Consider the following 14,876-nt stretch of genomic DNA (forward strand, 5'->3'; position numbering starts at 1 on the left):
GGCCGCCCCTGCGGCCGCCGAGCCGAACCCGTGAAGTCGACATGATACCGCGAGAGCTCATGAAAATAGGGATCGAGATCGCCCCTAATCCCTTGCCCGGACGGCCGCTCAGGTGTTCTGCACGACGATGTTCGGAAACTTCGAGCTCATGTCGCGCGCACGTTCGGCGATATGCACCGCGACCTTGCGCGCGATCGAGCGATAGATCTCCGCGATGCGCCCGTTCGGGTCCGCGGCGACCGTCGGATGGCCCGAGTCGGCCTGCTCGCGGATCGTGATGTCGAGCGGCAGGCTGCCGAGCACGTCGACGCCATACTCCTTGCTCATGCGCTCGGCGCCGCCGGCGCCGAAGATGTGCTCCTCGTGGCCGCAGTTCGAGCAGATGTGCAGACCCATGTTCTCGACGATGCCGAGGATCGGGATGCCGACCTTCTCGAACATCTTGAGGCCCTTCTTCGCGTCGAGCAGCGCGATGTCCTGCGGCGTCGTGACGATCACGGCGCCCGTGACCGGCACGCGCTGCGCGAGCGTCAGCTGGATGTCGCCGGTGCCGGGCGGCATGTCGACGATCAGGTAGTCGAGTTCGTGCCAGTTGGTCTGGCGCAGCAGCTGTTCGAGCGCCGAGGTCGCCATCGGGCCGCGCCATACCATCGGGTTGTCCGCCTCGATCAGGAAGCCGATCGAGTTGGCCTGCACGCCGTGGCCGGTCATCGGGTTCATCGATTTGTCGTCCGGCGATTCAGGGCGGCCCTCGATACCGAGCATGGTAGGCAGCGACGGACCGTAGATGTCGGCGTCGAGAATGCCGACCGACGCGCCCTCGCTCGCCAGCGCGAGCGCGAGATTCACGGCGGTCGTGCTCTTGCCGACGCCGCCCTTGCCCGACGCAACCGCGACGATGTTCTTCACGCCGGGCAGCAGCTTCACGCCGCGCTGCACCGTGTGCGCGGCGATCTGCTGCGAAACCTCGACGTGCACGTTCGCGACGCCGGGCAGCGCGCGCAGCGCGTCGGCGAACTGCTGGCGGATCGCGTCGAACTGGCTTTTCGCCGGATAGCCGAGCGTCACCTGAAGGCTGACCGCGTCGCCCTCCACAACCACGTTGCGGATGCTCTTCGCGGCCGCATACGGTGCGCCCGTGTTGGGGTCAGTGACGGCCGCGACAGCGGCGTCGACCAAAGCCCGATCGATACTCATTGATACTCCGTGGGGAAGAGGTGCGGCGTGAGGATGGACGAATCGCCCACGCGGCGGAATTGCAAGAAATTGTTATGCGGCATTGCGAAAATCTAACGTGCCGGGCACCCTTCGGGGCACGCGGGACGCCGTAGGGTCGCATCGCTGCGTGTTCAGGCATTATTGTAGTGTCTGACGGCAGACGGTGCCCGAAGACCCTGCTTCGCTGTCGGACCGCGCGAAGCAAGGCGCAGGAATCGTTCCTGAACTTTCTGGGTGGTCGCTGCGTTGCCGTAATGTTCGGTGCATAGACTGACCGCTACCCGCTGGTTTATTCGCACACGAAAGGAAACCAAGATGAATGCAAGAATCATGACTCGCGTGGCCGTACTCGCCGTGGCAGGCTCATTGGTGGCAGGCTGCGCGACCCAACAGGGCACCAACACCGCAGTCGGCACCGGCGTGGGCGCCGGTGCCGGCGCCGCGCTCGGCGCGATCTTCGGCGGTGGCAAGGGCGCGGCGATCGGCGCGGCGACCGGCGCCGCGGTGGGCGGCATCACCGGTTACAACTGGGACAACATCCGCAACCGCATGTCGGGCGCGACCAAGGGCACCGGCACGCAGATCACCGAGCAGCCGGACGGCTCGCTCAAGCTGAACATCCCGAGTTCGGTCACGTTCGACACTAGCAGCTACGCGATCAAGCCGACGTTCGCGCCGGTGCTCGACCAGCTCGCGCAGACGCTGCAGCAGAATCCGGAAGTCGTCGCATCGGTCGTCGGCCATACGGACAACACCGGCTCGCTGCAATACAACCAGACGCTGTCGGTCAACCGCGCGCAGAGCGTGACCGGCTATCTGACGCAACGCGGTATCGCGCCGCAGCGCCTGTCGGCGACCGGCATGGGCCCGAACCAGCCGATCGCCGACAACAACACCGAAGCCGGCCGTGCGGCGAACCGTCGCGTCGAGATCTACCTGCGCGCCACCGCCCAGCACGCGACGCAATAAGCGCAAGTCAACAGGAGAAGGCGCCGCCGGGCCGGCCGGGCGTTGCGGCCAAACGAGCCCGGCTGGCGTCCGGAATGAGCCGCCGGACCGGTTTGTCGGTAAATCGAAAAAAATTTCGAACTCTACGGAAAATCCGCGGTCTGTCTTTACGGTACGTGACTGGCGAAGCCGTCACGTCACCATTCTCCTCTTGTCGTTGTTGCTCCGGGGTTTATCGACCCCGGTTTTTTTTTGCCCGCGCGGTTTTACATCTCGCTCGCGAGGCGTCGCCCCCGGTTGTCCCTCACCGCAGCGCCCATCCCCCTCTGCTCCGCTCGTCCAGCCCGCCGCGCTTGGCCCGCGTGCGGCGTGCGCCCTGCTAAAATCATCGTTTCGTCCCACCGCAGGCACCCCGATCCTTATGTCAGCACCCGCCACCGACCTCCCCGCAGGCGCGCCGTCCGGCCGCCGTCAGATTCTCGTCACGTCGGCCCTTCCGTATGCGAACGGGCAGATTCATATCGGCCATCTGGTCGAATATATCCAGACGGACATCTGGGTCCGGGCGCTGCGAATGCACGGTCATGAGGTCTACTACGTCGGCGCCGACGACACGCACGGCACGCCGGTCATGCTGCGCGCGGAAAAAGAAGGACTGACGCCGAAACAGCTGATCGATCGCGTGTGGCTGGAGCACAAGCGCGACTTCGACAGCTTCGGCATTTCGTTCGACAACTACTACTCGACCGATTCCGACGAAAACCGCGTGCTCAGCGAAAGCGTCTACCTCGCGCTGAAAGAAGCGGGGCTGATCGACGCGCGCGAGATCGAACAGGCATACGACCCGGTCAAGGAAATGTTCCTGCCGGACCGTTTCATCAAGGGCGAGTGCCCGAAATGCGGCGCCAAGGACCAATATGGCGACAGCTGCGAAGTCTGCGGCTCGACCTATCAACCCACCGAGCTCGTCAATCCGTACTCGGTCGTCTCCGGCGCGACGCCGATTCGCAAGACCTCGACGCACTACTTCTTCCGCCTGTCCGATCCGCGTTGCGAGAACTTCCTGCGCGCGTGGGTCGGCGGCCTTGCGCAGCCGGAAGCGACCAACAAGATGCGCGAGTGGCTCGGCGACGCCGGCGAAGCCAAGCTCGCCGACTGGGACATCTCGCGCGACGCGCCGTACTTCGGCTTCGAGATTCCGGGCGCACCCGGCAAATATTTCTACGTGTGGCTGGACGCGCCGGTCGGTTACTACGCGAGCTTCAAGAACCTCGCCGAAAAGCGCGGCCTCGATTTCGACGCGTGGGTCCGCAAGGGCTCGACCGCCGAGCAGTACCACTTCATCGGCAAGGACATCCTGTATTTCCATACGCTGTTCTGGCCCGCGATGCTCGAATTCTCGGGCCATCGCACGCCGACCAACGTGTTCGCGCACGGCTTTCTGACCGTCGACGGCGCGAAGATGTCGAAGTCGCGCGGCACCTTCATCACCGCGCAAAGCGTGATCGACACCGGCCTGAACCCGGAATGGCTGCGCTACTACTTCGCGGCCAAGCTGAACAGCACGATGGAAGACCTCGACCTGAACCTGGACGACTTCCAGGCGCGCGTGAACAGCGATCTGGTCGGCAAGTACGTGAACATCGCGAGCCGCGCGGCCGGCTTCCTGATCAAGCGCTTCGACGGCCGCGTGCAGGACAGCGCGATGCACCATCCGCTGCTGGGCACGCTGCGCGCGGCGCTGCCCCAGATCGCCGCGCACTACGAGGCTCGCGAGTACAGCCGCGCGCTGCGTCAGACCATGGAGCTCGCCGACGCGGTCAACGCCTACGTCGATACCGCGAAGCCCTGGGATCAGGCGAAAGATCTGGCCAACGCGGTCGCGCTGCACGAGACCTGCAGCGTCAGCATCGAGGCGTTCCGTCTGCTGTCGCTCGCGCTGAAGCCGGTGCTGCCGAAGCTCGCCGAAGCGGTCGAGGCGTTCCTCGGCATCGAGCCACTGGTGTGGGCCGACGCCGCCGTGCCGCTCAGCTCGGCGCGCCCGATCAACGCGTACAAGCATCTGATGACGCGCGTCGATCCGAAGCAGATCGAGGCGCTGCTCGCGGCCAATCGCGAGTCGCTGCAGGCCACGCCGGAAGCGGCGGCGGCCGACGCGAAGGCTAAGGCGAAGGCACACGCCAAGGCCGCCGCCGCCGCGAAGGAAGAAGAGTCCGGCATCATCTCTATCGACGACTTCGCGAAAGTCGATCTGCGCATCGCGAAAATCGTCGACTGCAAGGCGGTGGAAGGCTCGGACAAGCTGCTGCAACTGACGCTCGACGTCGGCGAAGAGAAGACCCGCAACGTGTTCTCGGGCATCAAGTCCGCGTATCAGCCGGAGCAGCTGATCGGCAAACTGACCGTGATGGTCGCGAACCTCGCACCGCGCAAGATGAAGTTCGGCATGTCCGAAGGTATGGTGCTGGCGGCCTCGGCCGCGGACGAGAAGGCCGAACCGGGCCTCTACGTGCTCGAGCCGCATAGCGGCGCGAAGCCCGGCATGCGCGTGAAGTAACGCGCGGCGCGCTCGGGCGCCCCACCCCACCTCGCAGCAAGCAGGTATGACGAAAACGGCACGCTTCCAGGCGTGCCGTTTTTTTATGCTGCCCTCATCACCAGGCGATCCGATCGAAGCGCCGTGTGTACAACACGTCGGCGCCATAGAACGTGCCGCCGTAGACGACCAGCGACCAGTACCGCGTCAGATTGATCGTCGCCTTGATCGCATTGCTGGCCGACTGCAGCCCCTGCTCATAGCCGATCACGAGCCACTCGTTGATCGCCTTCGACACCATCACGACTTGCGGATCGGTCAGACCGACGTCGCTGCGGCCGATCGAAAACTCGTCGAGCCCGACGGTCTGCGCGATCCGCGCGCCCGTCGCACTGCCGAGCAGCGCGAGCGCCGTCGTCATCGTGCTCTGCTGGCCGAGGTTGTTGCCCTGGTCGGTGCCGTGGCCGAACAGCAGCCACGACAGCTTTTCGTTGTCCGGCACGCTCGGCTCCGACACGAGCCGCGCGACCGGCGCCTGGAGCGTGCCGGTCACCTGCACGCCGGCCTCGACCTGCTGGTTGCGGCGCATCGCGAGAATGTTGATGCCCGGATTCGTGACCGGCCCGTTGAACGTGAAGAAGCCGTTCTCGATCGCGAGCTTGCGGCCGAATGCGGTGTAGGTCGAACCCGGCGTGACGCGCACATTGCCGACCGCGCGCAGCGGCGTATTCGGCGCGCTCGTCGCGGTGATCGTGCCGGCGAGGCCGAGATCGGCGCCCTTGCCGCGGAAGCGGAAGTCGTTACCGAGGCCGATCTCGATGTTCGCGCGCGGCGCGAACGGGCTGGCCGGCGGCTGACCGCCTTCGGTCGGACGCGGCCGGCCGCCCGAGCGCGTGCCGTCCGGGCGGATGATCACGACGTCGTCGCCGAGGCTCGGCGCGGCCTGCTCGGGCAGATCGAACAGCGCGCTATCGACCACGAACTTGCCGTCGATCACAGGACCGCGCTCCACGCCGCCGTTCGAAATGTTCGCGCTGCCCGACAGCGACAGATGGCGGTCCGGCGACGCGAACACATCGAGCTTGTCCGCGACGATGCTCGCGGTCATGTCGGGCTCCGCGCTGTCGAGGCGCACGCGCCCGGTCGCGCGCAGCGTGCCGCTCGCGCCGTGGAACTCGACCTGCTGGAAGTCCACCGTGTTCTGCGACAGCGCGATGCGCACGACGCCGTCCTTCAGTTGCACGCCCTGGCTCACGACCGTCGCGGACAGACCGTCGCCGGTCAGCGAGCCGGTCACGTTCGGCTTCGCGACCGTGCCGCCGAGCGCGAGTTGCAGCGCGAGACGGCCGTCGAGCAGGTAGCTCGGGCCGAGCAGGCCGCCCGTCGTGCGCAGCGACGGCACGTTCGCGTTGACGTTGCCCGACAGCGCGCTCTGCGGATCGACGGTCAACATGCCGTCGCGCAGCACGAGCGGCGTGTGCGCGTCGGCATCGATCACGCCGATGCGGCTCGCCTGCGCATGCACGGTCGCGTTGAGCCGGTTGCCGCCGGTGAATTCGGCGCGCGCGCGGATCGCGCCAATGCCCATCGACGCTAGACCGCGGCCGATTTCGACCGTCACGTCGCCGCTGCGCCGGCGCAGCTCGAGGTGGCCGCTCGCCGTCGCGCCGAGCGAGAAGTCCCAGTCGCCGTCGAACACGAGGTCGGTGCGCACGGCGGGCGGCTCGCCGGTGATCTGGCGACGCAACTCCTGCAAGTGCGCGAGCGACACGTCGGTCAGGCTGCCGGCCGACTGGATGCGGCCATGATCGAATGCGAACGACTTCAGCGCCAGCGCCGAGCCTTCGATCGTCAGACGCGTCGCGCCGAGCGTCAGGTGGCCCGGCCCGGCACTGACCGCGAGCGGCGATTCGAGATTGAGCGCCGGCGTGCCGCGATTCTGCAGACGCGTGACGGTGCCGTCCCAGCGCGAGCCGTCGCGCGTGTCGGTCAGCTTGCCGTTGGCGGCGAGCGTCAGATCGAGCGGACGGTCCTGCAGCTTGCCGGTCGCGGCGGCTTCGAGCGTGTGATTCGCGCGTGTGCCGGACAGCCGGGCAGTCAGCGTGGCGAGGTCGACGCCGCCCGCGCTGACATTGCGCGCGTCGGTCGTGAACGCGAGTGCGCCGTTCGCGCCGTCGCGCAACTCGGCGTGGCCTTGTGCGTGACCGACACGGTTGCTCGCGAACACGACGCTGTCGGCCTTGTAGTTCAGCGTCACGTTCGGATGCGCGAACGAGCCGGTCACGTCGCCGTCGGCGGCGACCGCGCCCGCGAGGCCGAAGCCGAGCCGATCGAGCTGTGGGGCGTCGATGGCGAAGTGCAGCCGGTCGCCGGCCGCGCCGAAGCTGCCTTGCAGATTGACCTGATTGCCCGCTATGGAAAGATTCGCGCGGCTCGGCAGGATTCGCGAGCCGGCCAACTGGATCATGCCGCCGCCCGTCAGCGGCAGGTCGTTGTAAACGCTCGGGCCGAGCGTGAATTCGGCGCGCGTCGTGAAGACCGGCGCGAGCACGCCGGCCGCGCTGAGCGTGGCGGTCACGCGCGCCTCGATCCTGCGCGCGGGCGTGGCCGGGCGTGGGGCCGCGCGCGCGGCTGCGCGATGCGCGGGCGCCGGCGTCCTGCGCTCGAGCACTTCGGTCTGCACCGCGGCCTGCGCGGTGTTCTTCGCGATGGCCGCGGCCTGATCGCCGGGCGCCGCGCTCTTCGCGCCAGCGGTGCTGCCCGCGAGCGCCGCGGCCTGCGCTTGCCGCTCGCTCCGCGCGCCGCGCGCGGCGGGCGCGGCGGAACTCGTGACCGGCGTGCGCGCCGGCATCTGCGAGGTCAGCGACAGCGGATCGAAATCGGTCAGTTGCGCCTTCAGGTTGTAGGTCGAATTCGCATCGTGTTTGAGCGCGCCCGATAGATCGATGCGGCCGCGGCCCGACGTGACGCGCACGTCGTTGAAGCTGATGCGCGCCGGATCGAACGTGATCTTGCCCTGTGCGCGCAGCGCGGCGGCGGGGTCGGCGAGGTCGAGCGTGAGGCTCTGGATGTCGTCGTTCAGGCGGATGCCGATCGGGCCGGACAGTTGCGTCGGCCGCACGGTCGCCTGCAGCGCGTTCAGGTCGAGCCGCGCGACGTTCAAATCGAGCTGGCCGTGCCGGCCGCTCAGCGTGCCGCCCCCGGTGAGCGTCGCGTTGCGCACGAGCCGCACGTTCAGGTTCGAGATGCTCTGCGTGCGGGCGTCGAGCCGCACGTCGGCGTTCGCGTCGATCAGCGGCAGCAGTTTCTGGTCGATTGCGCCGGGTTTCGCGTTGACGATCGAGATGTGGCCCGCGACGGCGAAACCCGCCGCCGGTTCGGCCGGCGCGTGGTGGCCGCCGAAGAGGTGGTGCGGATGGCTGGCGGCCGACGGTTCGGCCGCGCTGGCCATGCTAGCCGCGCTGGCAGCGCCCGCCGCGCCGGACTCCACCGGCTGCAACTCCGCGCGCACCGCCAGATCGGCCAACGGCGCACCGGGCGCGAAAGCCTGCGGATTCACATGATCGAAGCTCAGCGTCGCGCGCTGCAACGGCACCGCGGCAAACGGCGCCGCCTCGACCCGCGCGTGGCCGGCGAGCTTCATGCCACTCGCATCGAGCTCGGCGACCAGTTGCTCGAGCCTGCCGCTCAGGTGACCGGCCACCTGCACCGCTTCATCGTTGACCTTGCCCGCATAACCGACTTCGCCGGTGAGCGGAAACGGCGGCACGCCATCGAGTTTCGCCGCTGCCGTCAGTGCGCCGAACGGCGTCTCGAGCCGATCGATCGCGGCCTCGTGATGACGCCCGTCGCTGCGTCCGTGAAACGCGAAGCTAGAGAGCTCCGTCGTCGACGCGCCCTGGTGCAGCAGCAGCCGCTCGACCCGCACGTCGCGGATCTCCAGCCGCATCGGCAATTGCAGATCCTGCGGCAGTTTCATCGGCTCGTTGCTGCTCGGCGACGATGGGCCCATGCGCGCCTCGATCGTGCCGACGTGCAGGTAATCGATCGTGAACCGCCACGGCTCGCGCGCGAGCGCCCAGCTACCCGCGACGCGGTCGATCTGGATGTCGGTGCCGTTGCCGTCGAGGCTGCGCCAGCGCACGTCGCGCAGTTGCACGCCGTGCGCGAGCGTGCCGCCGTCGAGCGTGCCGGTGAGCCGGCCGCCCAGCAGCTTCACGGCCGCGTGCCACGCGTACGCGGTGCCGCGCTCGGTCGTCAGCGCGCCGTACAGCAGGCCGACCGCGAGTACGGCCAGCAGCGCCAGCATGATCACCGTGCCCGCGATCGCCTTCAGCAGCAGCCGGCCCCAGCGCCGTTTCGGCGGCGGCGTGTCGGGCGGCTGCTGCCCGTCCGGCGGTCCTGGCGGCGTGGCGCCGGGCGGCTGCGCGGGGGGCGGGTCGGTGACGTCGGTGGTCATGCGTGAATACGGTGGCAAATAAGGTGGCGGGTTGTCGTCAAACGTCAGAACGCGATGCCGAGCGTGATGTACGGCCGCACCCTGTTGTCGCGAATCCCGTAGGCGACATCGAGATTGACCGGGCCGACCGGGCTGCGCCAGCGCGCGCCGACGCCGGCGCCAGGATAGAAGATTTTCTCGCCCCAGGTGTCGGTCGCGGTGCCGATGTCGAAGAACACGGCCGCGCCCCAGTTGTGCGAGAACCAGTGCTGATATTCGGCCGCGCTCGTCACCAGGTATTTGGTCGGCAGGACCGAGCCGGCGACGTTGTTGCCGATGCTCTGGAAGCCGTAGCCGCGCACCGAGTTCGAACCGCCCGCGCGGAACAGCAGCGACGCCGGAACGCCGCTCGAGCTGCCGCTGGTGAATACGCCGCCGAGCTCGGCGCGGATCAGCACGATGTCGTTGTCGCCGATCGGGAAGTACTGCTGGCCGCGCGCGTAGCCGCGGATGAACGACTGGTCGGCGAGCACTCCCTTGACCGCGAAGCCCGCCTCGACGTGGATCAGGTTGCCACGGCGCGGGAACAGCGGGTCATCGGTGTCGCGCCGGGTCCAAGACCACCCCGGCACCAGCGCGTGCGCGCGGGTCGGCGGCGCGGCGTTCTGGTTCAGCTGATCGTTGTAGAACAGCAGCGAATAGCTGTAATCGAGGAACTGCGACGTGCGCGAGCGCTGCACGCCGCCGCGGATGCTGTAGATGCGCGTGTCGGAGACGTCGGTGGTCGTGTACGACGCGAGCACGCTGTTGGTCCAGCCGCGTTGGCCCGGCGGCATCGATAGCTGGACCTGGCCGTATTGCTGCGTCTGGTCGGCGCGGCCTTCGACGGTGAACGGCCACGCCGCGCCGAACGTGTTCAGATACGTGTAGCCGCCTTGCACGAGCGGACCGTTGTCGGTCGAATAGCCGACCCCGCCGCGGAAGCTGTGATACGGAAACTCCGACACCTTCACGTGCACCGGCGTGTCGAGCGGCTTGCTGGGGTCGTTGTCGAGGTCGATCGCCACGCTCGCAAAGTACGGCGTGTTCTGCAGTTGCCGCTGCAGTTCGGCGACGGTGCGCGTGTCGTAGATGTCGCCCGGCGAGATCGGATTGACGTTATGGACGATGCGTTCCGGATAGCGCTTCGTGCCCTGCACGTCGAGTTGGCCCATCGTGAAGGTCGGCCCGCTGTCGTAGATCACCGACAGCTTCGCGGTGTGCGTGCGCGGATCGATCAGCGCCTCCGAGTGGTAGATCTTCGCGGCGAGGTAGCGGCGCGATTGCAGCTCGCGCAGCGACGCGTTCTTCGCGTCGTCCCAGTCGCCCTGCGAGAACGGCTGGCCCTCGTGCAGCGAGAACGCGAAGCGCGTCGCGTTTTCGCGCGACGGGTCTTCGGTCAGCACCGCGCCGCGAAACGACAGATCGACCGACGTGACTTTGGTCTGTGGGCCCGGCTCGACGCGCACGGTGACCTGGCGCATGTTGTCGACGGTGCGCACGTCGGTGCTGACGAGCGGTGAGAAATAGCCCTGCGTCGCGGCGAGATCGCGCGCCTGCTGCGGCGTCGCGGTAATCAGGAACGAGAACTGGTCGTCGCTGACGTCGGGGCGCTTCGCGAAACGCGAGATATCGAGGTGCTGTTGGAGCAGCCGGCGCAGCGCGCGCGGCTCGGCGACCACCTCGACTTTATAGCTGGGCGCCTTGCTCGCCGCGTAGGCCTCGCCTCCGGCGAGCAGCAACATCAGGAGGCCGAAGGCGAACGACACGCGCAGCCAGCACCGCGCGAGCGCCTCGCGCTCGCGCGCGGGCCCTCGCGTCTGGCCGGTCTCGCCGCGCCACACACGCGGCTTGTCGATCGTACCTCCCGCCAAACAGGACCTCCGGCCTCAATGAGTGAATTCTTGCGCCCCGGCCGCGCTGCGCGATCGAGGCATGCTATTTGACCACAATGCGACCCCAATCGACCCGTATCGTGCTCCAGGCGGCGCCCCGCGCTTCATCTCAAAAATAGACGGCTTGTGGCGATTTTCGACCGCGCGCGGCGCATGCGGTAAAATCGCGGATGACGGCGCCCTCCTAGCGGCACCGCGCAGCGGCCAGCGGAGAGCCGCCACCTTACCCACCACGGACGTCGAGCCATGTATCAATCGGACATCACCCAGTTCCTGAACCAGCTCAAGCAACAGAAGCCCAATCTCGAGGCCGAGCAACGCAAAGGCCGCGCACTGCTGTGGGACAAACAGCCGATCGATCTGGAAGAGCGCGCCGAGCAGAAAGCTTCGCGCGTGCAGCAGACGCCTTACTCGTACTACCAGAACTTCTAAGCGCCCCAGTCACGCCGACGATGAGTCACGCTGACGAGGTGCATGGTCCGCTTCACGGCCCAGTTCACGAACCGGTCCACGGCCCGGTTCATGGCCCAGCGCCGGCACCGTCCGACACCGCGCTTTCCACGCCCGCGACCGATTCGACGCCCGATACGGTCGACGGCGTCGCTTTCGCGCGTCTGTACGGCGAGCCGCTGTTCAAGCTGCCGAACGACCTGTACATCCCGCCGGACGCGCTCGAAGTGTTCCTCGAAACCTTCGAGGGGCCGCTCGACCTGCTGCTGTACCTGATCCGCAAGCAGAACTTCAACGTGCTCGACATCCCGATGGCGGATGTCACCGAGCAATATCTCGGCTACGTCGAGCAACTGCGCAAGACCAATCTCGAACTCGCGTCCGAGTATCTGCTGATGGCCGCGATGCTGATCGAGATCAAGTCGCGCATGCTGCTGCCGGTCAAGAAGGCCGACACCGGCGAAGAAGCCGAAGACCCACGCGCCGAACTGGTGCGCCGCCTGCTCGAATACGAGCAGATCAAGCTCGCCGCGCAACGCATCGACCAATTGCCGCAGCTCGGGCGCGACTTTCTGCGCGCCGAGGTCTACATCGAGCAGAGCGTCACGCCGCGGTTCCCGGACGTGAACAGCGACGACCTGCGCGCCGCGTGGGCCGACGTGATCAAGCGCGCGAAGCTGGTCCAGCATCACAAGATTTCGCGCGAGGAACTGTCGGTGCGCGAGCACATGAGCCTGATACTGCGGCAGTTGCAGAACGCGCGCTTCATCGAGTTTTCCGATCTGTTCGACACGAGCCGCGGCGTGCCGGTGGTCGTGGTGAACTTCATCGCCGTGCTCGAACTGTGCCGCGAATCGCTCGTCGAAATCACCCAGGCGGAGCCGTTCGCGCCGATTTACGTGCGACTGGCGTATCTGCCGGCCTGATTGCGAAATAGCGGCCGGATCGCGGGAAAATCGTTAGGAACCGTCGCAGCGAAGACTGGCGGGCCTCAGCGGGAACCGCGCGGCAAGCTCGCGGCGCGCCGCTCCGAGGAGCCGCCGCGATTCGGTGCGCCCGCTGCCCAAATCCACTACAATCCGCGCTCCGAACCCGTCATTTGCCGGCGAGGCGATGACCCGCGCGATTCCGCCAGGTGTCGCGCCAACCGGATCGCGCGCCGCGCGAGCCTTTCCCTGTCCGATCATGAAAGTCATCAGCTCGATCCATGAATTGCGCGACCAGTTGCGCGGCCAGAACCGCACGGCCTTTGTGCCGACGATGGGCAACCTGCACGAGGGCCATCTGTCGCTGATGCGCCTCGCGCGCCAGCATGGCGACCCGGTCGTGGCGAGCATTTTCGTCAATCGCCTGCAGTTCGGCCCGAACGAGGATTTCGACAAATATCCGCGCACGCTCGAAGCCGACATCGAGAAGCTGCAGAAGGAAGGCGTCTACGTGTTGTTCGCGCCGACCGAAAAGGACATGTATCCGGAGCCGCAGGAGTATCGCGTCCATCCGCCGCACGATCTCGGCGACATCCTCGAGGGCGAATTCCGTCCCGGCTTCTTCCACGGCGTCTGTACCGTGGTGATGAAGCTGATGTCGTGCGTGCAGCCGCGCGTCGCGGTGTTCGGCAAGAAGGATTATCAGCAGCTGATGATCGTGCGCCAGATGTGCCACCAATTCGCGCTGCCGACCGACATCGTCGCCGCCGAAACCGTGCGCGACACCGACGGCCTCGCGCTCAGCTCGCGCAACCGCTACCTTTCGGCCGCCGAGCGCGCCGAGGCGCCGATGCTGGCCGCCGAACTCAATCGCGTGCGCGACGCAGTGCTCGCGGGCGAGCGCGACTTCGCGAAGCTCGAGGAGTCGGCCAAAGCGACGCTCGCGGCGCGCGGCTGGAATCCCGATTACATCGCGATCCGCAAGCGCTCGAACCTGATCGCGCCCGGCGCGCAGGACGCCAACGCACCGCTCGTCGTGCTGGCCGCCGCCAAGCTCGGCGCGACCCGGCTCATCGACAACCTCGAAATCTGACGCCGCACCCGCCCGCGCGAACCTGATTACACTGCGCAGTCACACAGGATTGGATTGATCATGCAACGCAATATGCTGAAGTCGAAGATTCACCGCGTCGCGGTCACGCACTGCGAGCTCCACTACGAGGGCTCGTGCGCGATCGACGAAGACCTGCTCGAAGCAGCGAACATCGTCGAAAACGAACGGATCGACATCTGGAACATCAACAACGGCGAGCGCTTCTCGACCTACGCGATCAAGGGTGAGCGCGGCAGCGGGATGATTTCGCTGAACGGCTCGGCCGCGCGTCGCGCGCAGCTCGGCGATCTGGTCATCATCGCGGCGTTCGCGGTGGTCGACGAGGCGGAGCTGAAGGCGGGCTGGAAGCCGGACCTGGTGTTCGTCGATGAAAACAACAAAATCAAGGGCAGCCGCGACCATGTGCCCACCCAGGCCTGGAGCTGAGCGCAGCTCGTGATGCGCGACTGATGGCGGGCAGCCCCCCGCCCTCAGCCCTTCTTCCCCGTGCCGTTCGTCCACTCGACGATCGGCTGCCACTGCTCCAGATCCTTCTCCACGCGGCTTTTCGCGACGTCCCACAGCGTCAGGCCGTGCGCCGCGAGCTGCACGTAGTTCTGCGTGTCGCGCAGAAAGCCGAGCACCGGCAGCTTCAATCCCTCGACGAAACGATGCAGCTGCTCGGCCGAGCGCGTGCGTGCATCGACGCGCATGCCGACCACGCCGATCTCGATCGCGCCCTTCCTGACCGCCTTTTCCTTCGCGAGCCGCTCGAGAAATTCCTGGGTCGCGAGAATATCGAACATCGACGGCTGGAGCGGCACGATCACCTTGTCGGCGAGATCGAGCGCGATGTTCATGCGATTGCCATGCAAGCCGGCCGGCGTGTCGACGACCGCGTGCTCGAGGCCTTTCGGCGGCTTGGCCGGCGTGTCGGGATTGACCTCCCAGGTTTCGATGGCCGGCAGCGTGGAGGGCCGCAATTCGAGCCACGCATGCGCGGAGTGCTGCTTGTCGAGGTCGGCCAGCGCGACCCATTCGCCCTCCGCGGCGAAATAGCCGGCCAGATTGGTCGATAGCGTGCTCTTGCCCACGCCGCCCTTCGGATTCGCCACCACGATCACCGACATGAAATCTCCCGGAAAGAAGGCTGGACCGCTGCCAGCCGGTTTGCCGCGCTATTGCTCCGTACCCGCCGATCCGCTGTGACCGGCGCCGGCGGGCTCCATGATCGCTGCCGTTCGAAGATCGGTCTCCAGGTACGCCCACCGGTTCAGCCGTTGATAATATCGACAAATCCCGCGCGGCCGAAACCCCCGCATCGCGAATCAGC

10 protein-coding genes are annotated in these 14,876 nt (G+C 66.9%); 6 read left to right on the forward strand and 4 right to left on the reverse strand.

Annotated elements, in window-relative coordinates; translation table 11 throughout:
* Window positions 1-108: 108 nt before the first annotated feature.
* Complete coding sequence (apbC, locus tag QFZ94_RS26570; RefSeq protein ID WP_429460605.1) at window positions 109-1,197, reverse strand: iron-sulfur cluster carrier protein ApbC; 1,089 nt, start codon at window positions 1,195-1,197, stop codon at window positions 109-111.
* Window positions 1,198-1,533: 336 nt separating this feature from the next.
* Between apbC and QFZ94_RS26575 the strand changes: the two genes are divergently transcribed.
* Together QFZ94_RS26575 and metG are read left to right on the forward strand one after the other, a co-directional pair.
* Window positions 1,534-2,187 (forward strand): OmpA family protein, encoded by a 654-nt coding sequence (locus QFZ94_RS26575; RefSeq protein WP_013088720.1) that lies wholly within the window; start codon window positions 1,534-1,536, stop codon window positions 2,185-2,187.
* 400 nt (window positions 2,188-2,587) lie between these two features.
* Window positions 2,588-4,723, forward strand: a complete 2,136-nt coding sequence (gene metG / locus QFZ94_RS26580) for a methionine--tRNA ligase (protein ID WP_429460608.1) — start codon at window positions 2,588-2,590, stop codon at window positions 4,721-4,723.
* A gap of 97 nt (window positions 4,724-4,820) precedes the next feature.
* On the opposite strand, the gene QFZ94_RS26585 is transcribed toward metG, so the two are convergent.
* Both QFZ94_RS26585 and QFZ94_RS26590 read right to left on the reverse strand, forming a co-directional pair.
* Entirely contained in the window at window positions 4,821-9,161 is a 4,341-nt protein-coding gene (locus QFZ94_RS26585) for a translocation/assembly module TamB domain-containing protein (protein ID WP_429460610.1), read from the reverse strand.
* A gap of 44 nt (window positions 9,162-9,205) precedes the next feature.
* Entirely contained in the window at window positions 9,206-11,053 is a 1,848-nt protein-coding gene (locus QFZ94_RS26590; protein WP_429460612.1) for an autotransporter assembly complex protein TamA, read from the reverse strand.
* Between the two features lie 267 nt (window positions 11,054-11,320).
* Between QFZ94_RS26590 and QFZ94_RS26595 the strand changes: the two genes are divergently transcribed.
* The 4 genes from QFZ94_RS26595 to panD all read left to right on the forward strand — a co-directional run bounded on the left by QFZ94_RS26595 (window position 11,321) and on the right by panD (window position 13,990).
* Window positions 11,321-11,506, forward strand: a complete 186-nt coding sequence (locus QFZ94_RS26595) for a DUF3460 family protein (protein WP_013088716.1) — start codon at window positions 11,321-11,323, stop codon at window positions 11,504-11,506.
* A 20-nt stretch (window positions 11,507-11,526) separates the two neighbouring features.
* Complete coding sequence (locus QFZ94_RS26600; protein ID WP_429460614.1) at window positions 11,527-12,450, forward strand: segregation and condensation protein A; 924 nt, start codon at window positions 11,527-11,529, stop codon at window positions 12,448-12,450.
* A 259-nt stretch (window positions 12,451-12,709) separates the two neighbouring features.
* Window positions 12,710-13,543, forward strand: coding sequence for a pantoate--beta-alanine ligase (panC, locus tag QFZ94_RS26605; RefSeq protein WP_013088714.1), 834 nt, complete (start codon window positions 12,710-12,712; stop codon window positions 13,541-13,543).
* A 60-nt stretch (window positions 13,544-13,603) separates the two neighbouring features.
* Complete coding sequence (panD, locus tag QFZ94_RS26610; RefSeq protein WP_018431692.1) at window positions 13,604-13,990, forward strand: aspartate 1-decarboxylase; 387 nt, start codon at window positions 13,604-13,606, stop codon at window positions 13,988-13,990.
* A 44-nt stretch (window positions 13,991-14,034) separates the two neighbouring features.
* Here panD and QFZ94_RS26615 read toward each other — a convergent pair whose 3' ends face one another.
* The gene (locus tag QFZ94_RS26615) at window positions 14,035-14,673 is read right to left on the reverse strand and encodes a ParA family protein (protein ID WP_368586680.1); all 639 of its coding nucleotides are present in this window, start codon (window positions 14,671-14,673) and stop codon (window positions 14,035-14,037) included.
* Window positions 14,674-14,876 lie beyond the last annotated feature (203 nt).

It is taken from the genome of Paraburkholderia sp. JPY465, assembly GCF_050436725.1.
Lineage (GTDB): Bacteria > Pseudomonadota > Gammaproteobacteria > Burkholderiales > Burkholderiaceae > Paraburkholderia > Paraburkholderia youngii.